24 protein-coding genes and 1 tRNA gene are annotated in these 22,176 nt (G+C 68.4%); 12 read left to right on the plus strand and 13 right to left on the minus strand.

The genetic code is table 11. The features are described from left to right. Window positions 1-40: 40 nt before the first annotated feature. From ACSQ2B_RS12720 to ACSQ2B_RS12745, 6 genes are all read right to left on the minus strand, one after another. On the minus strand, window positions 41-439 hold the full coding sequence (locus ACSQ2B_RS12720; RefSeq protein WP_436050308.1) for a hypothetical protein: 399 nt from the start codon (window positions 437-439) through the stop codon (window positions 41-43). An 86-nt stretch (window positions 440-525) separates the two neighbouring features. After that, window positions 526-1,005, minus strand: coding sequence for a bacterioferritin (gene bfr, locus ACSQ2B_RS12725; protein WP_436050309.1), 480 nt, complete (start codon window positions 1,003-1,005; stop codon window positions 526-528). Window positions 1,006-1,146: 141 nt separating this feature from the next. Continuing rightward, the gene (locus tag ACSQ2B_RS12730; RefSeq protein ID WP_436050310.1) at window positions 1,147-1,332 is read right to left on the minus strand and encodes a (2Fe-2S)-binding protein; all 186 of its coding nucleotides are present in this window, start codon (window positions 1,330-1,332) and stop codon (window positions 1,147-1,149) included. Window positions 1,333-1,444: 112 nt separating this feature from the next. Continuing rightward, on the minus strand, window positions 1,445-3,526 hold the full coding sequence (locus ACSQ2B_RS12735) for a TonB-dependent receptor (RefSeq protein WP_436050312.1): 2,082 nt from the start codon (window positions 3,524-3,526) through the stop codon (window positions 1,445-1,447). Between the two features lie 123 nt (window positions 3,527-3,649). Beyond that, entirely contained in the window at window positions 3,650-4,222 is a 573-nt protein-coding gene (locus ACSQ2B_RS12740) for a hypothetical protein (protein ID WP_436050314.1), read from the minus strand. A gap of 322 nt (window positions 4,223-4,544) precedes the next feature. Further along, window positions 4,545-4,629 (minus strand) — tRNA-Leu (locus tag ACSQ2B_RS12745). Window positions 4,630-4,832: 203 nt separating this feature from the next. Here ACSQ2B_RS12745 and ACSQ2B_RS12750 point away from each other — a divergent pair. From ACSQ2B_RS12750 to ACSQ2B_RS12760, 3 genes are all read left to right on the plus strand, one after another. After that, window positions 4,833-5,189: a FeoA family protein gene (locus ACSQ2B_RS12750; RefSeq protein ID WP_436050315.1), complete on the plus strand. Its 357-nt coding sequence runs from the start codon at window positions 4,833-4,835 to the stop codon at window positions 5,187-5,189. Next, entirely contained in the window at window positions 5,186-7,069 is a 1,884-nt protein-coding gene (feoB, locus tag ACSQ2B_RS12755; RefSeq protein ID WP_436050316.1) for a ferrous iron transporter B, read from the plus strand. Before ACSQ2B_RS12750 ends, feoB begins: the two co-directional genes overlap by 4 nt. Before the next feature lie 278 nt (window positions 7,070-7,347). Then, the gene (locus ACSQ2B_RS12760) at window positions 7,348-7,533 is read left to right on the plus strand and encodes a hypothetical protein (RefSeq protein WP_436050317.1); all 186 of its coding nucleotides are present in this window, start codon (window positions 7,348-7,350) and stop codon (window positions 7,531-7,533) included. Between the two features lie 18 nt (window positions 7,534-7,551). On the opposite strand, the gene ACSQ2B_RS12765 is transcribed toward ACSQ2B_RS12760, so the two are convergent. From ACSQ2B_RS12765 to hppD, 6 genes are all read right to left on the minus strand, one after another. Next, window positions 7,552-8,037, minus strand: a complete 486-nt coding sequence (locus tag ACSQ2B_RS12765) for a MarR family winged helix-turn-helix transcriptional regulator (RefSeq protein ID WP_436050319.1) — start codon at window positions 8,035-8,037, stop codon at window positions 7,552-7,554. Then, entirely contained in the window at window positions 8,034-9,056 is a 1,023-nt protein-coding gene (locus ACSQ2B_RS12770; RefSeq protein ID WP_436050321.1) for a fumarylacetoacetate hydrolase family protein, read from the minus strand. Before ACSQ2B_RS12770 ends, ACSQ2B_RS12765 begins: the two co-directional genes overlap by 4 nt. Before the next feature lie 78 nt (window positions 9,057-9,134). Then, window positions 9,135-9,419 carry a hypothetical protein gene (locus ACSQ2B_RS12775; protein ID WP_436050322.1) on the minus strand — a complete coding sequence of 95 codons (285 nt, stop codon included), beginning with the start codon at window positions 9,417-9,419 and terminating at the stop codon, window positions 9,135-9,137. Beyond that, window positions 9,416-10,552: a homogentisate 1,2-dioxygenase gene (locus ACSQ2B_RS12780; protein WP_436050323.1), complete on the minus strand. Its 1,137-nt coding sequence runs from the start codon at window positions 10,550-10,552 to the stop codon at window positions 9,416-9,418. The genes ACSQ2B_RS12775 and ACSQ2B_RS12780 overlap by 4 nt, the downstream gene beginning before the upstream one ends. Further along, on the minus strand, window positions 10,549-11,556 hold the full coding sequence (locus tag ACSQ2B_RS12785; RefSeq protein WP_436050324.1) for an isoaspartyl peptidase/L-asparaginase family protein: 1,008 nt from the start codon (window positions 11,554-11,556) through the stop codon (window positions 10,549-10,551). Before ACSQ2B_RS12785 ends, ACSQ2B_RS12780 begins: the two co-directional genes overlap by 4 nt. Window positions 11,557-11,778: 222 nt before the next feature. Further along, on the minus strand, window positions 11,779-12,876 hold the full coding sequence (gene hppD / locus ACSQ2B_RS12790; RefSeq protein WP_436050325.1) for a 4-hydroxyphenylpyruvate dioxygenase: 1,098 nt from the start codon (window positions 12,874-12,876) through the stop codon (window positions 11,779-11,781). Window positions 12,877-12,991: 115 nt separating this feature from the next. On the opposite strand from hppD, the gene ACSQ2B_RS12795 reads away from it, so the two are divergent. The 6 genes from ACSQ2B_RS12795 (at window position 12,992) to ACSQ2B_RS12820 (ending at window position 17,425) form a co-directional block, all read left to right on the plus strand. Further along, complete coding sequence (locus ACSQ2B_RS12795) at window positions 12,992-13,567, plus strand: YqaA family protein (RefSeq protein ID WP_436050326.1); 576 nt, start codon at window positions 12,992-12,994, stop codon at window positions 13,565-13,567. A gap of 28 nt (window positions 13,568-13,595) precedes the next feature. Beyond that, window positions 13,596-14,153 (plus strand): disulfide bond formation protein B, encoded by a 558-nt coding sequence (locus ACSQ2B_RS12800; RefSeq protein WP_436050327.1) that lies wholly within the window; start codon window positions 13,596-13,598, stop codon window positions 14,151-14,153. Beyond that, entirely contained in the window at window positions 14,150-14,710 is a 561-nt protein-coding gene (locus ACSQ2B_RS12805) for a demethoxyubiquinone hydroxylase family protein (protein WP_436050329.1), read from the plus strand. The genes ACSQ2B_RS12800 and ACSQ2B_RS12805 overlap by 4 nt, the downstream gene beginning before the upstream one ends. Window positions 14,711-14,888: 178 nt before the next feature. Beyond that, on the plus strand, window positions 14,889-15,173 hold the full coding sequence (locus tag ACSQ2B_RS12810) for a hypothetical protein (protein ID WP_436050330.1): 285 nt from the start codon (window positions 14,889-14,891) through the stop codon (window positions 15,171-15,173). 128 nt (window positions 15,174-15,301) lie between these two features. Further along, complete coding sequence (locus ACSQ2B_RS12815; protein WP_436050332.1) at window positions 15,302-16,264, plus strand: SH3 domain-containing protein; 963 nt, start codon at window positions 15,302-15,304, stop codon at window positions 16,262-16,264. Between the two features lie 102 nt (window positions 16,265-16,366). Then, window positions 16,367-17,425, plus strand: a complete 1,059-nt coding sequence (locus ACSQ2B_RS12820; protein WP_436050334.1) for a hypothetical protein — start codon at window positions 16,367-16,369, stop codon at window positions 17,423-17,425. Window positions 17,426-18,068: 643 nt separating this feature from the next. Here ACSQ2B_RS12820 and ACSQ2B_RS12825 read toward each other — a convergent pair. Then, complete coding sequence (locus ACSQ2B_RS12825; RefSeq protein WP_436050335.1) at window positions 18,069-18,632, minus strand: HNH endonuclease; 564 nt, start codon at window positions 18,630-18,632, stop codon at window positions 18,069-18,071. 1,046 nt (window positions 18,633-19,678) lie between these two features. Between ACSQ2B_RS12825 and ACSQ2B_RS12830 the strand changes: the two genes are divergently transcribed. The 3 genes from ACSQ2B_RS12830 (at window position 19,679) to ACSQ2B_RS12840 (ending at window position 22,095) form a co-directional block, all read left to right on the plus strand. Then, entirely contained in the window at window positions 19,679-20,290 is a 612-nt protein-coding gene (locus ACSQ2B_RS12830) for a TetR/AcrR family transcriptional regulator (protein ID WP_436050337.1), read from the plus strand. Between the two features lie 70 nt (window positions 20,291-20,360). Beyond that, window positions 20,361-21,215: a tRNA glutamyl-Q(34) synthetase GluQRS gene (gluQRS, locus tag ACSQ2B_RS12835; protein WP_436050339.1), complete on the plus strand. Its 855-nt coding sequence runs from the start codon at window positions 20,361-20,363 to the stop codon at window positions 21,213-21,215. Further along, window positions 21,208-22,095, plus strand: coding sequence for a DMT family transporter (locus ACSQ2B_RS12840; RefSeq protein WP_436050341.1), 888 nt, complete (start codon window positions 21,208-21,210; stop codon window positions 22,093-22,095). Before gluQRS ends, ACSQ2B_RS12840 begins: the two co-directional genes overlap by 8 nt. Window positions 22,096-22,176: the final 81 nt, after the last annotated feature.

Genomic DNA, 22,176 nt, shown 5'->3' on the forward strand with positions numbered 1-22,176 from the left:
GATAACGCCGCAGACGCCGCGTCGCTCCACGAACATCACCTCAGCGGTCATTGTTCGCGGCGGCCTTCACCCGGGCGTTGGACTCCGCGAGCTTGGAGTCCGGGATGGAGGCGAGCTGGCTGGTGTCGAGCTTCGGCGAGGTCCCGCTCGGCGGCGGCGGCAGCCGGGGCGTCTGGCTTCGGGCCTGGATGTCGGCGATCGCCTGCTGGGTGCGGATCTGGGCTTCCAGCACCATCAGCTGGTTCTGCTGCAGCACCGCCTGACGTGCGAGCTGGTCCTGCTGCGCCTGCAGCTGCATGCCGCGGTGCGTGGCGTCCATGCTTTGCTGCAGCGACAGCGGCTGGGCCAGCGCCGCAGCTCCGACCGGGGCCAGGCTGGCCGCGACGAGGCTGAAAACGGTAAGCAGGCGGCCCACGAAGGACCGTGAGGCGGTGCGCATGATCGGGCTCCGTGCCCGTCTCAGATGGGAAGCCCGGGCTTTCGGCGCCAGCGCGCCGCCCGGGCTTTCGCGCCCTATTGACCGCCCTATTCGCCCAAGTCGCCGGCGGCGCTCTGGATGTAGTTGGCCTCGCCCATCGAGCTCAGCAGCTTGAGCTGGGTCTCGAGGTAGTCGATGTGGTTTTCGGTGTCGTGCAGGATCTCCTGCAGGATCTGGCGGCTGACGAAGTCCTGAGCCGCCTCGCACTCGGCGACGCCGGCGACCAGGGTGGCCCGGCCGCCGACTTCGAGCGTCAGGTCGGCGGTGAGCGCCTCGAGCACGGACTCGCCGATCGACAACTTGTGCAGGTCCTGCAGGTTGGGCAGGCCGTCCAGGAAGAGGATTCGCTTGATGAGCTTGTCAGCATGCTTCATCTCATCGATGGATTCATCGTAGATGATCTTGCCCAGCTTAACGCAGCCCCAGTTATCGAGCATGCGAGCATGCAGGAAATACTGGTTCACAGAGGTGAGCTCGTTGGTCAGCACCTCGTTCAGCCGGGCGATGATGGCCGGGTCGCCTTGCATGGCAGTCTCCTGAATTACGCGGGGAGAAACTCGACCCATCCGGCGCGGCTGGCAATAGCGAGAAAGTGACGATCAGACATCATTTCGCATTCGCCCCGCGCAGGTCATGCGCCGAGCGAACCACCGAATCTAGACGCCCGCCTACTCCGCCGCGAAGCGGAGCGTTTCCCGCGCTTCAGCGATCATGCTGCGCATGTCGCAGACGCATTTGGCGCACTTCACCGTGCAAGCGCGGGATTTGAAGATGTCGGCCGGTCGGCGCGCGCCAGCTGCGATGGCGTCGCGCACCTGGCGCTCCCGGATGCCGTTGCAGTTGCAGACGTACACGTGAACCGACCCGATTCCTGAGCGCCACAGCCGCCGAACGCGGCCTTGTTGAAAGGACTATGATGCAAGTGCGAGGCGCTCGCAATAACAAATCCTTACCCGATTGTCGCACTCAGTACGCCAGCCGCACCGTCAGCATGGCCGAGCGCGGCGCGCCGGGCACGTTGAGGTTCGGGCTCGTGCCGTGGGCCGAGACGATGTAGCCCTCGTCAGTGACATTGTAGACGTTCAGCTGCCAGGTGACCGCGCCGACCCGCTTCCAGGCCATCAGGTCCAGGGTCACATAGCTCGGCAGGACCACGGTGTTGCCCGGATTGGCGAACCGGTCGCCGACGTAGGACACGCCGCCGCCCAGGCCGAAGCGGTCGCCGAAGCCCTTGCTGAGCCAGAGGTTGGCGCTGGTTTTCGGGGTGAGAGTCGCACGCTTGCCCTGCACCGGCTGGCCGGCGTCGCGGGCGAGCGAGCGGACGACCTTGGCGTCCATGTAGGCGTAGCTCGCCACGCCGCGCCAGCCGTCGCCGAGATCCAGGGCGCCGCTGAGCTCCAGGCCGCGGGTGCGCTGCTCGCCGATCGGGATCAGGGTCAGGGTGACGGGATCGGTCGACTTGATGCCCGTCCGCGTCAGCTCGAAGAGCGAGGCGGTCGCGTGCAGCTTGCCGCCAAGCAGGCTCCACTTGGCGCCGACCTCCTTGTTGGTGGTCTCCTCCGGCTCGATGTCGACGTTATTGGTCGCCACGGCGAATGCTTCGCCCGAGGGCTGGAAGCTGCGGCTCCAGGACGCGTAGTAGGAGTGACCTTCGGCCGGCTGCCAGACCAGGCCCGCCCGGGGACTCCAGGCGGTGTCGGTGCGGGCGAGATCCATCTGGCCCGCGAGGCGCTGGTCGGTCTTCTGGCGGAAACGGTCGTAGCGCACGCCGACCAGGGCCTTCCAGTGCTCGCCGAACGACAGCAGGTCCTGCACATAGGCCGCGGTCCCGTCGAAGCGGCCGAGCGTGCTGGCCGACGGCGCGCCGGCGATGGCCAGCGGCAGCACCGGCCCCACCGGATTGAAGAGATCCACGGTGGCTATGCCGGTGCGCGAATAGGTCACCGCCTCCTTGGTCTGGGACGACAGCTCCAGCCCGTAGAGCAGCTGATGGCGCGCGATGAAGACGACGTCGTGGGTCAGCTCCAGCTGGTTGCTCCAGCCATGCTCGTCGCGCTGGACGTTGGAGCGGTTCAGGCTGACCGTCTGCGCCGCCTCGTTGACGGAACCCGGCAGCGTGCTGTTGCGGTCGAGCTGGTACTCGTAATAGCGCAGGCCGTTGCGCAGGGAGAGGCTGTCGCTGAACCTGTGCTCCAGCACCGCCGCGCTCGACCAGACTTCCGAGCGGACGAAGTCCACCTTCCGGGCGTTGGCCGCGCCGTAGTAGGTCGAGGGCTCCACCTCGACCGGCCGGCCGCGATAGGCCGGGATCCCCAGATCCATCACCCGGCGGTCGTAGACATAGTCGCCCTGCAACAGCAGGCGCGTCTCCGCCGTCGGCGCATAAGCCACCGAACTCCCCAGCGCCTTGCGGTCGAGAAACTGCTGGTCGCGATAGCCGTCGGCGCCTTCGATCGCGCCGGTCAGCCGTCCGGAGACCGACGGCAGGAGGCCCGTGCGCGCCAGGTCGAACTCCAGCCGTTTGTCGTCGAAGCCGCCGTAGCTGAGCGCCAGTCCGGTCAGGTTCCCGCCCGGCTTCTTGGTGACGCGGTTGACCAGCCCGCCGGACGAGCCGCGCCCGTAGAGCACCGAGGCGGGACCTTTCAGCACCTCCACCTGCTCGACGTTCGACAGGTCGCGGAAATAGAGGGCGTCGTCGCGGAAGCCGTCGACGAACTGGTCGGCGATGGCGGTGAAGCCGCGGATCGAAACCTGGTCGCGCTGGCCGTCGCCGGAGGCCAGACCCACGCCGGGCACATTGCGCAGCACGTCCTGCAGCGACAGCGCCCGCTGCGCCTGGATCATCGCGCCCGACACCACGTCGACCGTCTGCGGGATGTCCTCCAGCGGGGCGGCGATCTTGGTGGCCGTGGTGACGGTCTCCACCGTGTAGCCGCGCCGCTGCCCCATCACCTGCAGTTCAGAGACCGCATTGGTCGCCTCCTCCGCCATCGCGACCACCGGCGCAAAGGCGGCCGTGGCCAGGAGCAGAAGCTGGAAGCGACGCATGAGAACCCCTCGTTTTGCAATTGCGAGGCGTTCTCATTTCAGGGCGCGATGTTGTCAAGCCGAAACGATCTTGCGACGCAGTCGCAATCTCGGGCGCGATGCGAAATGGCGAAAAGCCATCGTCTAGGAGGCTTCGTAGAGGCCCAGTTCAGTCAGAAAGCCGCCCTGGGCGCCTCGGGTCGAGTCCCCCAGCGTTATCTTGACATGACGGGCCGTCGTCTTCGGGAGTTCGAAGTACTGCCAGCCGCCCGTCGCAATGATTTTCAGATCCTGAGGCTTGACCGTTCCAACGATGCGGAACGGCCCGCTCGGCGTGTCGCCTGCAGCGATTTCGATCGACGCAGGCGTGTCGCCGGCTTCGAGAACAAGATAGCCAAAGCGATTGAAGGTCGCCGGTGCGTCATCCTTGAAGCCAAAGACCGCGCCCATTCGCGAAAGAACCAGGTTGGAATTTGTTACATCGCCATCATTGGCGACGGACCATCCGTCAGACGGACTGGCGATCAGGTTTCCGCCCTGATCGACCGCAAGCAGGTTGGGTCCTGGCGCCGAAGCTGGAAGGGCGGCCAGCTCAGGCTTGGCCGCCGTCGCCGGCGGAACTGGGGCGGATGCGTGCTCTTCGGCGACCGCCTGGTCCGTCGTCGGGCGGCCTCCGCCGCCATGCAAGAGGCCGGCCTGGTGCAGACCGACGATCAATCCGGTGATCGCCGTCAGGATGCCCGCGACCGCCGTCAGCAGACCCGGAAGCGTCCGCCACCACGAGCCGTGCGGCTCGGCGCTATCGCCCATGCGATCACTCCCCTGAGGCAAGGGATAGGTTCAACGCACGATTGTAGCCTTCGGCGGAAACAGCGGCTAGCTGCGGCGAGCGTCCGCAGGCCCGTTACGACCTCTGCGCCCACAAACCGTTCCCTTTGGCTCGCAGTGCGAACCCATCTTGGGGAATGCAACGCCAGACCGCCCGTAACGCCTAAGGGGGTTCGGCACGTGTTGCGCTCGCTTTTCCAAGCGTTCTGAGTGGTGCCCCCGGTCGGGCTCGAACCGACACTCCTCTCGGAACCGGATTTTGAGTCCGGCGCGTCTACCAATTCCACCACAGGGGCCGCGCCCGTTGGTTACACTGGCCGGCCTTGCGCGCGCAACACGCCAACGCAGGTCAGGGCCGCCATGTCGCCGGCCAAGACGCAAATTTTCGGCCGGTCAAATCGGCGGCGGAACGCGGGCTTAGAGTGGCTCGGCTCTTGTATTTCCGCCACGTTGAACGTAACTGATAATCAATCGCAAAGTACCGCCAGGTGCGCCTCAAATGCACGACATGCTCGCCGAACCGATCGCAGCCGCCGCCGCCGCCCAGGCGGGGACTGACGGGGCCGTCCGACCCTTGAGCCAGGCGCGACCGGGCGACGTCGGCGTCATCGTCGACGTCCGGGCCGAGACCCATCCGGGCGACCACGGCGTCGGCGTCGAGGAATTGCAGCGCCGGCTTCTGGAGTTCGGATTCGTCGAAGGCGCCGAGATCGAGGTGCTGCACGAAGGCGCCATTCGCCACGATCCCATCGCCGTGCGCGTGGACGACATGCGCGTGGCGCTGCGCCGCCGCGACGCGGAAGAGATCTGGGTGAAGTTCGAACCGCGCGATCCGGGCGTCCGCCGACATTCATGAGCGTCGCCGTCGAGACCCTTACCTCCGCCGCCCGCGTCGCCCTGGTCGGCAATCCGAATTCCGGCAAGACGGCGCTGTTCAACGCCCTGACCGGCAGCCGGCAGAAGGTCGCCAACTACGCCGGCGTCACCGTCGAGCGGAAGGAAGGCCAGCTGAAGACCGCCTCCGGCCGCACCCTTTCGGTGCTCGACCTGCCGGGCACCTATTCCCTGCGCGCCCGCAGCCCCGACGAGGCGGTGACCCGCGACGCCGTGCTGGGCCGTTTGGCCGGAGAGAAGACTCCGGACGTTCTGGTCTGCGTCGCCGACGCCACCAACCTGCGCCTGGTGCTGCGGCTGATCCTGGAGCTGAAGGCCGTCGGCCGGCCGATGGTGCTGGCGCTTAACATGTACGACATCGCCCAGCGCCAGGGCCTGCGGATCGACCTCGAGGGCCTGCAGCGCGAGCTGGGCTGTCCGATCGTCACCACCGTCGCCACCCGCAAGCGCGGCATCGACGAGCTGGTCGCCAAGGTCGACGAGACGATCCTGGCCAACGCCCTGGCCACGGAGAACCTCTGGCGCGAGCCGAACGCGACGGAGATCCGCCAGGCGCACCGCGAAGCCCAGCGCATCCTGAAGACCTACGTCCGCCCGCCTGAGCGGCCGGACACCTTCACCGCCAAGATCGACGCGGTCCTGCTGCATCCGGTGGCCGGGCTGGTGATCCTGCTGGGCCTGTTGTTCCTGATGTTCCAGGCGGTGTTCACCTGGGCGACGCCAGCCCTGGACCTGATCAACGCCGCCTTCGAAGCCCTGGGCGGCCTGGTGGCGCGCGAGCTGCCGCCCGGCCTGCTGAACAGCTTCCTCACCGACGGGGTGATCGCAGGCGTCGGCAGCGTGCTGGTCTTCCTGCCGCAGATCCTGGTGCTCTTCCTCTTCATCATCCTGCTGGAAGACTTCGGCTACATGGCCCGGGCCGCCTTCCTGATGGACCGGATCATGGGCGGCGCCGGGCTGCACGGGCGCGCCTTCATCCCCCTGCTCTCGTCCTTCGCCTGCGCCATCCCCGGCGTCATGGCGACACGGGTGATCGACAACAAGCGCGACCGGCTGACCACCATACTGGTGGCGCCGCTGATGACCTGTTCGGCGCGCATCCCGGTCTACACCCTGATCATCTCGGCATTCATTCCGAACCGCCAGGTCTTCGGCGTCCTGAGCCTGCAGGGCCTGGTGATGTTCAGCCTCTATGCGGCGGGCATCTTCAGCGCGCTGGCCATCTCCTTCCTGACGCGACGCCTCTTCTGGCGCGGCGCGGTGGAGCCCTTCCTGATGGAGCTGCCGACCTACAAGCTGCCGGATCCGGAGAACGTCGCGCGCAACCTGATGCTGCGCGGCAAGATCTTCATCGAGCGCGCCGGCCGCATCATCTTCCCGCTGATGATCATCATCTGGTTCCTCTCGTCCTTCCCTGGCGCGCCGGCGGGGGCGACGGAGCCGGCGATCAACTATTCGATCGCCGGGCGGCTGGGACACCTGCTGCAGCCGCTGCTCGCGCCGATCGGCTTCAACTGGCAGATGACCGTGGCCCTGATCCCCGGCTTCGCCGCCCGCGAGGTCGCCGTCGCGGCGCTCGGCACCGTCTATGCGATCGGCAACGCCGACGACGCGCCCGGCACGCTCGCCACGATGCTGTCCCACCACTGGTCGATCGCCACCGGGCTCTCGTTCCTCGCCTGGTACGTCTTCGCCCCGCAGTGCGCCTCGACGCTGGGCGTGGTGAAGCGCGAGACCAACTCCTGGCGCTGGCCGATCATCATGCTGGTCTACATGACCGCACTGGCCTACGTGGCGTCGCTGATCGTCTACCGCGTGGCCGTCGCCGTAGGCCTCGGCTAGGGCGCCGGGGCCCAGTCGGGACCGGCCCCATCGGCGCTCCGCCACGTTTTCGCCACTAAACCAGAGCGGGCGTTAACCTCTTATTCAACCGAACTTTTAACGGTCCGAAAACCTGCTGGCCCCATGGTTCTTTTGCCATGTCAAAGAACCTGGAATTCGCATCCGACGCTCCCCCTGGCAAAAAGCCGGCGCGAGCCAATCAAACCCTCGCCAAGCGTGTGCGGGACGTCCTCCTGTCGCTCGGCGGCGAAGCGCACCGAGGGATGGTGATCGAGCAGGTGGCCCGATCTCTCGGCCATGACGTTCGCCAGATCCCGGAGGAGCTGCAGACCGCGCTCATCCATACCTTCGAGGAGAACTGGCGAGACGAGCGACGGCGCGCGGCGCTGGGCTTCCACCTGCCGTTCGGCGAGGGGTCGCACCGGTGGAGCGTGCGCCGCTTCGAAGGCGCCTCGATCCACTGATCCTCTCTGCTGGGCGGATCAGCCGATCGGCGGGGGCTGGCCTTCGCCGGCGAGAGCGGTTGCGGCCGACTGCAGCCGCAGCAGCAGGCGACGCATCATGCTCACCTCTTCCGGCGACAGGCCGGCGATCAGCGCCGCCTCGTAGGCGAGCGCCAGGGGCGCGATTTCCGCATAGAGGCGCCGACCTTCCGGCGTCAGCGTCAGCACATGCGAGCGGCCGTCGGCGTGATGCTCCGAACGGTCGATCAGCCGCCGGCCGGCCAGGCCTTGCGCGGCGCGGCTGACCGTCACCTTGTCCATGAAGGTGCGGGTGACGATCTGGCCCTGGGTCGTCCCGCCCTCCTCCGCCAGCACGGCGATCAGCCGCCATTGCGGAATCGTCAGGCCGAAACGGTCCTGGTAGGCGCGCGCGATCAGGCTGGAGACAGCGTTGGACGCCACCGACAGCCGGTAGGGAAGATAGGAGCTGAGCCTGAGGCCGGGCTCGCCGTCATCGGCGCTCATCGGCTCGCCGCCTCCTGCTCGCCCGCCACTTGCTGCTCGATCGCCCCGAAGATGCTGCGCCGCCGCTCGTCGCGCATTTCGATCCGGACGATATCGCCCGCCTTCAGAAAGGCGGTGTTCGGCGCGCCCAGCTGGAGGGTCTCGACCGTGCGCAGCTCAGCCAGGCAGGAATAGCCCGCGCCGCCGTCCGCGATCGGCCGGCCCGGTCCGCCGTCGGGACCGCGGTTGGAGACCGTGCCGGAACCGATGATGGTCCCCGCCCCCAGCTTCCGCGTCCGGGCGGCGTGGGCGATCAGCCGTCCGAAGCCGAAGGTCATGTCGACCCCCGCATCGGCTTCCCCCAAGGGCTTGCCGTTCAACTCAACCTCCAGTGCGCCGCACAACCTTCCGTCGCGCCACCCTTGCAGCGAGTCCGGCGAGACCGCCACCGGGGAGAAGGCCGATGCGGGCTTGGACTGAAAAAAGCCGAAGCCCTTGGCGATCTCGCCCGGAATCAGGCTTCGCAACGAGACGTCGTTGCAAAGCATCACCAGGCGGATCGCGTCCAGCGCCGCCTGTTCGCTCGCGCCCTGGGGCACGTCGCCGGTGATCACCGCGACCTCGGCCTCGAGGTCCAGCCCCCAGCGTTCGTCAGCAAAAGGGATCGGGTCCCGCGGCCCCAGGAAGCTGTCGGAGCCGCCCTGGTACATCAAGGGATCGGTCCAGAAGCTCTCGGGCATCTCCGCCCCGCGCGCCTGCCGCACCAGGGCCACGTGGTTCACATAGGCTGAGCCGTCCGCCCACTGGTAGGCCCGCGGCAGCGGGCTTTCGGCGTCGTGCTCATGGAAACGTTCGCGCGGCACGCCGCCGTGCTCCAGGGTCTCGGCAAACGCCCGCAGCATCGGCTCGCAGCGTTCCCAGTCGTCGAGCGCGGCCTGCAGGGTGGAGGCGATCGCGTCGGCCGGCGCGTACCAGGCCAGGTCGTTGGAGACCACCACCAGCCGCCCGTCGCGACCGCCTTTCAGAGACGCCAGTTTCATTGGGGTTCCTCTCCCGGATCTTGTTCTACGCAGCTGCGCTGCTTGCCGTGGCGGACGAGCGCCGCCCTTCAGAATGTTTCAGGCGCCGGTGCGCAGAATGAGGCCGGTCAATCTGACGCCCGCCTCGTAGACGGTCGGCGGAAAGACGACGATCTCGACCTGGATATCGCCGCCGGCCTCACTCTCCCAGAGGTAGTTGCGCTCGAAGCAGACCTCGCGGCCGGCCGGCGTGAAGCCCTCGAAGGTGTCGCCCCAGGGCGTGTGGCCGGAGAGGTCGCGCCAGGCGAGCGTGCAGGCCCGCTGCAGCTCGTCTTCGGCGGCGGCGCGCAGATCCTCCTCCATCGGAAAAAGGGGCTCGCTCATGGCGCCTTCCAGCTGTCGACGTAGTCCGCGGTCTCGACGGCGGCGCCGGCCTCGCCGACCTCCAGCGGATCGCGCGCGTCGATCATGACGGCGTATTCGTCGGTGGCGGGCTTGGCCTGGACCAGCATGTTCTTCAGCGCCTTGGGATGCGGGCCATGGGTGAACCCCGACGGGTGGAAGGTCATCATGCCCGCTTCGATGTGGTCGCGGCTGAAGAAGTCGCCGGCATGGTAGAACAGCACCTCGTCGTAATCGTCGTTGTTGTGGAAGAAGGGCACCTTCAGCGCGCCGGGATCGGTCTCGAACGGCCGCGGCGCGAAGGTGCAGACGACGAACCGATCGGACACGAAGGTCGTGTGGACGCTCGGCGGCAGGTGGTAGCGGTGGCTGGAGACCGGCCGCAGATCTCGCACGTTGAGCCGCACCGGGGCGAGGTCGCCGTGCCAGCCCACAGCGTCCAGCGGATTGTAGGGATAGGTCACCACCGAGACCTGGCCGCGCTTCTTGATCTCCACCGAGACCTCGCCGGGCGTCGCCGCCTGATCGGCGAACGCCCCGTCCAGCGCCGGCGTCTCCAGCATGGCCGGGTCGAACAGGGCGTGGCCGCCCAGGAGGCCGCGGTCGGGCAGGCCGAAATGGCTGTTGGTCGCCTCGATCATCAGCATCGACGTCGGCTGGGCGGGGACCAGCCGCCACAGAGTTCCGCGCGGCAGATAGAGATAGTCGCCGGCGGCGTAGGACAGCCGGCCGTAGTCGCAGAAGAGGTCGCCCGCGCCCTCGTGCACGAACAGCAGCTGGTCGCCGTCGGCGTTGCGGGCGAGCGCCGGCATGGGCTGGGCGAGCTTCCAGAAGCGGATCTCGACGGCCGGATTGTAGAGCACGCGGCCCGCCGTCCAGGGCGTCGGCTCCGCCGCGTTCAGCCGGGCGAGGTCGAAGGCCCGCGGCCGCAGCGGACCTTCGAACTTCGTCCAGCCGGTCGGTGGGCGCGGATGATGGATGAAGGCGGCCGGGCCGAAGAAGCCTTCCTTGGAGATCTCCCGCTCATAGGTCCCTTCCGGCAGGTCGGCATGGGCCTGGCGGGAGTGGCGCCCCTGAGCGCCGCGGACCGGGATCCAGTTGCGCTTCGCCATCATGGATCGTCCTTGTAGAGGCCCACGACCAGCGGCTGGGCGTCGCTGAGCCGCGCGCGGTACATGCCCGAGGTGTTGAAGCTCCAGGCCATCTGGCCGTCGGGCGCGACCGCGATGACCCCGCCGTCGCCGCCCATGGCGGTGAGCTCCTGCTGCACCACCTGGTCCACGGCGGCCTGCAGGGAGAGACCCTTGTACTCCACCAGGGCGCAGATCTCGCGGGCGACGGTCAGGCGGATGAAGTACTCGCCGGTCCCGGTGGCCGAGACGGCGCAGGACCGGTTCGACGCATAGGTCCCGGCGCCGATGATCGGGCTGTCGCCGACCCGCCCCCAGCGCTTGGCGGTGGTCCCGCCGGTGGAGGTTCCGGCGGCGACGTCGCCGTGGCGGTCCAGCGCCACCACGCCGACCGTGCCGTGCTTGCCTTCATCATGGGCCAGCGCCGCGGCCGGGTCAGGGGTCAGGGCTGCGCCCGCCGGCCGGGGCGGGATCGGCAGCCCCCCGGCCGTCAGGGCCTTCTCCAGCGAACGCCAGCGGCGTTCGGTGAAGAACCAGGCGGGATCGACCTGCTCCAGATGCTGGGTGGCGGCGAAGGCGTCGGCGCCCTCGCCGATCAGGAAGACGTGGGGCGAGCGTTCCATCACCGCACGGGCCAGCGAGATCGGATGGCGGGTCCGCGTGACGCCCGCCACCGCCCCGGCCCTCATCGCGCGCCCCTCCATCAGCGAAGCGTCAAGCTCGTTCCTGCCGTCCGCCGTGAAGACGGCTCCGCGGCCGGCGTTGAACAGCGGATCATCCTCGAGGAGACCGATGGCCGTCTCAATGGCGTCCAGCGCCGAGCCTTCGCGCCTCAGCACGGCCGCCCCCGCCTCCGCCGCCCGGCCCAGGGCCGCGCGATAGGCCGCCTCCTGCTCCGGCTTCAGGCCGCCGCGCTCGATCACGCCCGCGCCTCCATGCACGACGATCGCCCACTTCGGGGCGGGAGCAGCGGCGGAAGGCTGGGACATGAACAGGCTCAGGAGGAGGAGGGAAAGGGCGATGGACAGACCGCATAGGCCGCGAACGCCCCCTCCGTCTCGCGCGGGCGGCGCGATCCGCCTCCCCCGCGCCGCGGTGGAGAATCTGAGCGCAAAGATGCTCCCCTGTGAAGCGGGGGCGCTGTCAGCGAAGCTGACTGAGGGGGCGTTCGGCGCCCCTCCGCCAGCACACGCCGCCGAATCGATCACGGTTCAAACCTTCCCCGGCAACACCCCACGGCGCACCTGGTCGAGCTCGATGGATTCGAACAGGGCTTTGAAATTACCCTCGCCGAAGCCCTCATTGCCCTTGCGCTGGATGATCTCGAAGAAGATCGGGCCGATCATGTTCTCGGAGAAGATCTGCAGCAGCAGCCCCTGGCCCTCGGTCGGCGCGCCGTCGACCAGGATCCGGTCGGCCTGCAGCCTCTGCAGGTCCTCGCCGTGGCCGGGCACCCGGGCCTCGAGCTGCTCGTAATAGGTCTCCGGCGTGTCCTGGAAGCGGACGCCGCGCTCGCGCATGGCCTCCACCGCGTGGAAGATGTCGGGCGTGCCGAGCGCCACGTGCTGGATCCCTTCGCCGTGATAGTCGCGCAGGAACTCCTCGATCTGCGAACGGTCGTCCTGGCTCTCGTTCAGCGGGATGCGGATCTTGCCGCAGGGGCTGGTCATGGCCTTGGAGAAGAGGCCGGTCTGCTGGCCCTCGATGTCGAAGTAGCGGATCTGGCGGAAGTTGAAGATCCGCTCGTAAAAACCGGCCCACTTGTCCATGGCCCCGCGGAAGACGTTGTGGGTCAGGTGGTCGATGTAGGTCAGGCCCACCGAGTTGGCGGCCGCCTGCTCCGCCGCGCCGGGAATCGCCACGAAGTCGATGTCGTAGATCTCCTGCGCTCCATAGCGGTCGACCAGATAGAGGTTGGAGCCGCCGATCCCCTCGATCGCCGGGATGTTCAGCTCCATCGGTCCGACGGGGCCGCTGACCGGCCTGGCCCCGCGCTCGACGGCGAGCTTCAGGGCGAGGCCCGCGTCGCGCACCCGAAAGGCCATGGCGTTGGCCGAGGGGCCGTGGGCGCGCCGGAACTCCGCCGGCTGGCCGGAGGGCTCCATGTTGAGGATGAAGTTGATGTCGCCCTGGCGGAAACGCAGCACGTCCTTGGAGCGGTGGCGCGCCACGGCGGTGAAGCCCATCAGCTCGAGCAGGCCCTTCAGCCGGTCCGGCTCCGGCGAGGTGAACTCCACGAATTCGAAGCCGTCGGTGCCCAACGGGTTGTCGAACAGCTCCGTCGCCTGGATCGGGGTCTCGGCGCCCATTCGTCGCGCTCCTTGCCTGGATAATTCGTATCAAAAGTAACTACCTAGCGCCAAGCGAGACAAGTCCCTTCGCGCCTGCTAGCTGAACGCTCAACTCCGTCATTCCGGGCCGTCGATGCTTCGCAAACTCTACGACTGGGTCATCAACCTGGCCGGTTCCCGTCGCGCCCCCGCCGCGCTCGCCGTGGTCTCCTTCGCGGAGAGTTCCTTCTTTCCGATTCCGCCGGACGTGATGCTCGCGCCCATGGTGCTGGCGAGACCCCAGCGGGCCTTCGTCTATGCCGGGATCTGCACGGTGGCGTCGGTGCTCGGCGGCCTGCTCGGCTACGCCATCGGCGTCTTCCTGGAGCCGGTCGGCCACACCATCCTGGCTCTCTTCGGCCACCCGCAGGGGCAGGCGGAATTCCATGAGTGGTTCTCAAAGTGGGGCGTCTGGATCATCCTCGTCAAAGGGCTGACGCCGATCCCCTACAAGCTGGTGACCATCACCGCCGGCCTGGCGCGCTTCGACCTCTTCACCTTCATCTGGGCCTCGATCGTGACTCGCGGCGCCCGGTTCTTCCTGTCGGCGATCCTGCTCAAATACTTCGGTCCGGCGATCCGCGCCGAGGTGGAGCGCCGGCTGGGCCTGTACACCGCCATCTTCGTCGTTCTGCTGATCGGCGTCGTGGTGGTGCTGAAGGTCCTTTAGATCGGCGTGACGGCGACGATGAAGGTGTTTGGCTGAGGCGCGCTTTCGGGCCATATCGACGCCGATGATGACCGAGGTGCTGCGTCCCTTTCTCGATCGCTGGCGGCTGTGCGCGCTCGCCGTTTCGGCCGCCATGCTGGCGATCGCGCACGCCTTCGAAAGCTTCGGCGGCCTGGCCCCCTGCACGCTCTGCCTGCGCCAGCGCGAGGTCTATTGGTGGGTCGGCGGACTGGCGCTGGTCTTCATGGTGATCGTCCGGCTGCCGGGCGGCCCCCGCGTTCGCCAGGCGACCTGCTGGATCCTGGCCCTGGGCTTCCTGATCGGCGCCGGCGTCGCGGTCTATCACGCCGGCGCCGAGTGGAAGTTCTGGGCCGGGCCGACGACCTGCGCCAGCGTGGGCGGGGCCGGCGTCAACGCCCAGGCCATGTCCGCCTTGCTCGAGGGCGGCAAGATCCGCGGGCCCTCCTGCGACGAGGCCCCCTGGGTCTTCCTGGGACTCTCGATGGCCGGCTGGAACGCGCTGGTCTCCCTGGGCCTGGCGGCCTTGAGCGTCGCCGCCGCCTTGCGTGAAAGGTCCAAGCGATGAGCGACAGGCCCATCCCCCGGCCCGGCGAAGGCAGCCTGGCGGCCCGCCTCGCCGAGATCCTGCGCGTCGACCATGCCGGCGAGCTCGGCGCCGTCGCCATCTACCGCGGCCAGCGCGCCGTGCTGGGCGAGGCCCGCGGCCAGGCGCGGATCGCCGGCCAGCTGGCCGAGATGGAGGCGCAGGAGGCTTTGCATCTGGCGCGGTTCGACCAGCTGGTCGCCGAGCGCCACGTGCGGCCGACCGCCCTTGCGCTGGTCTGGCGGCTCGCCGGCTTCGCGCTCGGCGCCGGCACCGCCCTGCTCGGCCCCAGGGCGGCCCACGCCTGCACCGAAGCGGTCGAGACGGTCATCGAGCAGCACTACGCCAGCCAGATCGAAGAGCTTTCCAAGCTCGAGCCGGAGCTGGCGGCCGAGCTGTCGACCTTCCGCGACGAAGAGATCTCCCACCGCGACCAGGCGGTGGAGGAAGGCGCCCGCGAGGCGCCCGGCTACCGACTGCTGTCGGCGGTGATCGGCGCCGGCTGCCGCGCGGCGATCCGGATCAGCGAAAAAATCTAGCCGTCGCCCGGCGGGTGATCGACACCGGGCGCGGAATCGGCCGCATCTGCGCAGCAGACGCGCGGACACCGTCGCGACGCCGGACCATATGCGGTTGCGACGCCACGGCGAAATACAGCTTCCGCGGACTCGCACTGGCACAGGAGTTCTGCTTTTGTTCACGTCTCGGAGGCGCAGCATGGCGGACGGAACTTCTTGGCGGACGACCGGCCGGCCGGATGCGCCGGCGCGGCTCGGCCACGCGCAGGCGGGACGCGCGACGCTCTGGGCGCTGTGCGGCTGCGGCGAGAAGGCGGTGCTCGATCCCGCGCCCTGGCTCGGCCAGGGTCTATCGCGCCATCCGTTGACCGCCCTGGAGGAGCGCCTGCGCTGCGGCTGCGGCGCCCGCCAGGCCAGGCTGGAGATCCGCGGCCTGGCCGAAGCCCCGCAGGGCCCCGCCGGCGCGATCTTCATCTTCCGCTGAGAGCGCGGCCGAACGGACCCATGCCTTAGGTTGGCGACGCCAACTCCGCAGTGGACAAGAATGCGGCGCCGTTGATCGCTGAGCGCCACACCGTTAGCGTGTCCGCAAATTCCCGAAGGGCCGTTCAGATGCGCAGATCCACCATTTCCGTCGCCGCCGGCCTGCTCGCCGCGGCGATCGCCGCCACCCCGGCGGCCGCCCAGTACGGCATGGACAAGAAGGGGCCGAAGAACGCCGCCACGCCGGAACTGCCGCACTGTGACCGCCCGCTCGGACGGGCCGCGATCCAGGAGCCGGAGAACCGCTGGTGGACCGAGCTCGGCCTCTCCAATCCGGAGTCGCTGCTGAAGCTGTTCGCCGCCCGCTCCAACTGCCTGCGGATCGTCGACCGCAACGGCGGGCTGGCCATGCGCAACCTGGAGAAGGATCTGGGCGCCTCGGGCGACCTGCGGCGCGGCTCGAACATCGGGCGCGGCCAGGTCGCGGCGGCCGACTTCTTCATCATCCCGGACATCGCCAATTCGAACTCCAACTCCGGCGGCAACAACATCGGCGCCATCGCCGGGGCCTTCGGCAACCGACTGGGCGGCTTCGGCGCGCTCGCCGGCGGCATCCGCACCAAGAAGTCCGAAGCCCAGGCGCTGATTACCCTGGTCGACGCACGCACCACCGAGCAGCTCTATGTGGCCGAGGGCGTGTCCCAGAAGACCGACATCGGCTTCCAGCTGGGCGGCGGCGGCGGCGGCTGGAGCGGTTTCGCGGCGGCGGCCGGCGGCGGCTATTCCAACACCGAAATCGGCAAGGTCATCACCGCGGCCTACTTCAACGCCTTCACCGACCTGGTGCACTACCTGCAACGCGACGCGCCGACCGGCGAACAGGTCAAACAGGCCGCGGGCATGCAGGCCTATACGGCGACCAGGTCCGTGGCCCTGCGCAGGAGCGCCTCGCCCCAGGCCGCGGCGGTGCGGACCTTCGAGGTGGGCGACCTCGTCTATCCGACCGGCCAGAAGAACGGCATCTGGTGGGAAGCCGACGACGAGAACGGCAACCGTGGCTGGGTGACCTCCACGGCCATCAGCCCGCGCTGAGGCGGCGGTCGGCGGATCGCGCTTCGCGCGGCACGTCAGCCAGTTGCAACCTGGGCGAGCGCTGCGCGTTCCACTGACCAGCGTCCCACAGGTTCAGCGCCCATGCCTACGCCCGTCGCCGGAGCGGAGATCAGCCGTCTTCTGACCGATCCGCTTGTCGATGACTCTGACGGGCCCGGCCAGATCGAGGCGCTGCTGGCGGAGGCGCCCCGGATCCGCGACGTCGCCCGCCAGACCGCCTTGACCGAGCGCTTCCTGGCCCCGGCCCTGGCCGGGCTGGAGGCCCTGTTCCAGGCTCTGCGCGCCGAGGTCGACGCCAGCCTGCAGGTCCAGCAGCCATCCGTCGCCGGCAAGCCCTACCCGCTCGGCCAATGCATGCGGATCACCACCGCGGTTCAGCGGCGACTGGGAGCGGTCGACGCCGCCGGCCTGTCTCCGCAGGCCGCACGCGGCCACAGGGCCCTCACCGTCTTCGCGCGCGCCGGCGGGACGATCCACCGGGCCTGGGGCGATCTGCGCGGCGAGTATTTCCAGAACGCCCTGCTGATCGGCGCCCTCTATGTCGACGTCGCCAACGACACGGTCGTCCCGACCAAGCCGAAGGTGGAGATCCGGCCCTTCGCCCAGGCCGGCTTCTCGCCGATCGCCGATCACAGGCACTATGGCCGGATCGCTGAGCGCTACTGGGGGGACCGGATCTTCCCGAACCACCTGTTGCCGGCTTTAGCGCCCTATCTGCCGCTGATCCAACTCGGGCCCACGGGCCGCGTCAGCCTGGGCCCGACGACCAGCTACATGCTCGGTTTGACGCTCTCGGGCCGATTCGCGCCCAGCGAAGAGGCGCTGAACGCCCCGCCCCTACCCGGCGCCCTGTTCGGCGCGCTGGCGGCGGCGCTGAACGGGCGCGGCTGGACGCTGCCGCAGGACGCGCTCGAGGGGCGCGCCGAAGCGCTGGCCGCTTGCGAACGCTATCGCGCCGAGGGCCGCCATCATTCGATGACGTCGCTCGGCAGGGCGTTGCTGGCCGCGAACAAGGCCAACGGACGGCTCCTGGCTCTGACGATCGCCGACGGCGACGGCGACGCGGCGGCAGGTCGCCTCGCCCCATGGTCACGCAATGGGCCGACGCCGATACATAGGCTGTCGCCGTCCCCAACATAGAGGCCCCTCCGCGTCACCACGCCACAGCTTGACTACAGGTTCTCAAATGACACATCACCGCGACCGCAGCCAGACTACGGTATTTTAGTATTAAAAATAGGGCTGCAAATGAAACTTAACACTATTACTGTTACTGTGCTTGCGGCTCTTTCCGTCAGCGCGTGCGCCACGCGCGCGAACTCCGTCGCGCCGACCTCGATCTCAGCAAACGAATATAGCAACCTCGGCTGCCAGGAAGCGCGCGCGGAACTGCACACCGCGCAAGCGAAGGTGTTCGCGCTCTCGCGGCGCCAGAATAACGCGGCGACCGCTGACGCCGCCTCTGTGTTCCTCTTCCTCCTGCCGCTTGGGTCTGTATTCGGTGCGGATGTCTCAGGCGAACTCGCGCAAGCCAAAGGCGAAAGTCTCGCCCTGCAACGTCGGACGGCGCTAGCTTGTAGCGCCCAAAGCGCAGCAGCGCCCGCAACACCGCTCACGTCCGCTACGCCCGTCCAACAGATGGTTTACAGTAGCGCGGTTAATGCGATGGTGCCGGTAGCGCCAGCGTCGAGGTAGCTGTTCCTCACACCCAAGCACGTCAGCGTCGCCCTGGCGCAGAGCGCCAGCGGCGATGCCGAGTTCCTGGGGAGGCGTGCGGGGACGCCTAAGCCTCCAGCTCGATGTCCCAGTAGAGATAGTCGAGCCAGCTTTCGTGAAGGTGGTGCGGCGGGAAGCGGCGGCCGCGATCCTGCAGTTCGAAGGCGGTCGGCCGGCGCGGCCGATTGCGCGGATGCATGCCCGCGTCGTGCGGCATGCGGCCGCCCTTGGTCAGATTGCAGCGGGCGCAGGCGGTGACGATGTTTTCCCAGGTCGTGCGGCCGCCGCGCGAGCGCGGGATGACATGGTCGAACGTCAGGTCCTCTCCCGTCGAGCAGTACTGGCAGGAGAAGGCGTCGCGCAGGAAGAGGTTGAAGCGGGTGAAGGCCGGCGGCCGGTCCTGGGCCACGTAGTGCTTCAGCGACACCACGCTCGGCAGCTTCATTTCGAAGGAGGGGGAGTGGACCACCTGATCGTAGGTGGAGATCACATCGACGCGGTCGAGGAAAACCGCCTTGATCACGTCCTGCCACGGCCAGAGCGACAGGGGGTAGTAGCTGAGCGGACGGTAGTCGGCGTTCAACACCAGGGCGGGGCAGCCGGACGGCGGCTTGCTGAGAACCTGCATCACAGGCCCATCCGCAGCGCGCCGCGCGCCGCCAGCTGGCTCGAACCTTCACCGGATACGCCGGCGGCTATATCGTACGCTAGTGGACTGAAGACAAAGCCCCTTCCGCGACGCGCGGGCGGCTACAGCCACCCTATTCGCAGCACTATAGGAAAGATTCGACAACAGCTCCATGACTTGCGCTCGCCGCCCAGGCGGGACCGCCGACAAAAAGAAACGAGCCCATCTCGGGGCCCGTTTCTGCAAATGAAAGGGGCCCCTAAAGGGGCCCCGGGGAGAACGTCATGGCCGGCGGGGGGAGCCTCCGGCCGAACGATCAGGCGCCGACGAAGGCGATGGCGCCGGCGGAAGCCAGGCCCAGAGCCAGGAGAGCGGCCGGGGCGAAGCGATCGACGAAACGTTCGAAGTTGGCGACAGCTGCGAGAAGCATGGGGACACACACCTTGAGTTGGAAACCCCCGGAAGCCGGGGTTATGGTTATTTGAACAACGCTAAGATAGCACCTATCTGATCAGCGTCAAGATATCTTTACGCTGATCAGATCGCCTTTCGGCTCAGGACCCGATCAACGCCGTGCCGATCGCCGCCATCAGGCCGAGGGCGAGGAGAACGGCCGGCGCCACGTAGTCCATGGCGCGCTCGAAATTGGCGACTGCGACTTTAGACATGGTGGCGATCCTTTCCGTCTGGCGCCCGGCGAGGCCGGGCCGGTTCTATTTGAACAATGCTTAGATAGGGCCCCATCTGAGCATCGTCAAGATATCTTGACGCCGTTTAGATACTTTTTTCGCGGCGGCCCTGGGGCGTCACGCGCCCAGCAGCGCCATGGCGACGAAGGCGGCGAGGCCTAGGGACAGGATCACCGCCGGACCCAGTCGATCCATCAGACGTTCGAAGTTAGAGACAGCGGCGAGAGACATGACGACGAACCTTTGATCTGGGCTCCGGGGAAGCGGGGCCTAAATTTGAACAGTGCTTAGATGGGGAGCCGCGGAGCGTCGTCAAGATGATCTTTACGACGCTCAGATGGAAAACTAGGGTGGCCGGCCATGTCAGAACCCAACGCACCCGAGGCCCGCCCCTATCACCACGGCGATCTGCGCCGTACGCTGGTGGACGCCGCACGGCGCCTGGTGGAAAACGAGGGTTCCGCGGCGATGTCGTTGCGCGCGGTGGCGCGCGAGGCCGGCGTCAGCCCTGCCGCGCCCTATCACCACTTCAAGGACAAGGGCGAGCTGATGGGCGCCGTCGCCAGCGAAGGCTGGGCGATGCTCAGCACCGTCATATTCGAAGCCACCGCGGCGAACCGCAGCGATCCGCTCGCCCCCCTGATCGCCTATGTTTCGTTCGCCCGCACGCGCCCGGCCCTCTACCGGGTCATGTACGACGCCGCCCGCGACGCCGAGTCCCTCCCCTTCGTCGGGCTCGCCGACAACAACGCGCCTTACGCCTGGGTGCGCGAAGCCCTGGCGCGCGAGCAGACGGACGCCACGACCAACGACATCGAGTTGGGGATCGCCGCGGCCTGGTGCGGAGCTCACGGCCTCGCCGAAATGGCGGGCTTCAAGCAATTCGACCGGCTGAAAGAATCGCTGGGCGGCGAGGAGCCGTTTCTCAAGGCCGTGCTCAGCCACATGGGGCTGCACGGCCACGGCCGTTGATCTTCGGCGCTGATCTGCAGGCAGGACTAAGCGCTCGCGGACACCGCCGCCCGCCTGTTACACGCCAGGCGTGACCGGCCTCGTCACCCGCTTCGCCCCCTCCCCCACCGGCTACCTGCACCGGGGGCACGCCTATTCGGCGCTGACCGCCCAGACCGCCGCCCGACGAGACCCCGGCGGGCGTCTCCTGCTGCGCATCGAGGACATCGACGCCACCCGCTGCCGGCCCGAGTTCGAGGCGGCGATCTACGAGGACCTGGCCTGGCTGGGCCTCGACTGGGAAACTCCGGCGCGCCGGCAGTCCGAGCACCTGGCCGACTACGCAGGCGCGCTGGACCAGCTGGGCGCGCGCGGGCTGATCTACCGCTGCTTCCGCACCCGCAAGGAAATCGCCGAGGAGATCGGCCGCGCGCCACACGGGGCGATGGAGGTGTTCCGCGGCGCGCCCTTGCCGCCGCGAGAGGAGGCGCGCCGCCTCGCCGCCGGCGAGCCTTTCGCCTGGCGGCTGTCGCTGGAGGCGGCCGAGGCGGCGCTGGGCGGCTTCGCGACCCTTCGCTTCCTCGAGGAGGGCGAGGGGCCGAACGGCGAGCACGGCGAGATCCGCGTGCGGCCCGAGATTGGCGGCGACGTCGTGCTGGCGCGCAAGGACGTGGGCGTGGCCTACCACCTCGCCGTGGTGTTCGACGACGCCCTGCAGGGGGTGACCCACGTCATCCGCGGCCAGGACCTGTTCGAGGCGACCCATGTCCAGCGGCTGTTGCAAGCCCTGCTCGGCCTGCCGGCGCCGGTCTATCGCCACCACCGCCTGCTGACCGCTCCCGACGGCAGGCGCTACGCCAAGCGCGACCGGGCCGAGACCCTGCGCGAACTGCGCGCGAGCGGCGTCACGCCCGCGGCGCTGCGCCGGGAGATGGGCTTTGACTGAGACGCTGGCGAAGTCACATCAGGCTGGCCGCTGGCGGGCCGTGGCCGTGCTGGTGTTCGGCGCCAGCGTCATCGGCTTCTCGCCGATCCTGGTGCGGCTGACGCAGACCGGCCCTTCGGCCGCCGGCTTCTGGCGGCTAGCCTTCGCCCTGCCGCTGATGGGGATCGTCGCCCAGCGCGTCGGCGGACAGATCGGGCGGCCTTCGCGGCTGGGACTGATCGCCGGCGTGATGTTCGCCCTCGACCTCGGCTTCTGGCACTACGGCATCAAATACACCTCGGTCGCCAACGCCACCGTGCTGCCGAACCTGACCCCGGTGGTGGTCACCGCCTTCGCCTGGATGTTCCTCAAGGAACGACCGCGTCCGCTCTTCCTGGTGGCGCTGGCCGTGGCGATATCCGGGGCCACCCTGATGGCCAGCCAGCGCGCCGGGGCGCCGGGGATCAATCCGCCGCTCGGCGACGCGCTCTCGGCGGCGACCGCGTTCTGGTACGCGCTCTACATGCTGGCGATCAGCGCCGGGCGGAAGCGCGAGACCGCCAGCGTCCTGATGTTCTGGTCGAGCGCGGCGGGCGCGCCGCTGGTGCTCGCCGCAGCTCTGGCGCTGGGGGAATCCATCCTGCCGCGCGACGCCTGGGGCTGGGCGGCCTGTATCGGCCTGGGCGTGACCCACGTGCTCGGCCAGGGCTCGATCGCCTGGGCCATGGGCCGGCTGCCGACGGCGACCGCCTCGGTGGTCGTCCTGGTGCAGCCGGTGGTCGCCGCGCTCCTGGGCTGGCTGCTGTTCCGCGAGGCTCTCGGGCCGCTGCAGGCGATCGGCGCCGCCGTGGCGCTCGCCGGCGTAATCCTGGCGCAGGGGGCGTCCAGGGCGAAGACCTGAGCGTCATCCCATGATCCCGAACAGGTAGAGGAAGACGATCACGGGGATCGGGATGCCGATCAGCCACCACACCATGCCCTT

Origin of the sequence: Phenylobacterium sp. LjRoot225 (genome assembly GCF_964252855.1) — a bacterium.
GTDB lineage: Bacteria > Pseudomonadota > Alphaproteobacteria > Caulobacterales > Caulobacteraceae > Phenylobacterium.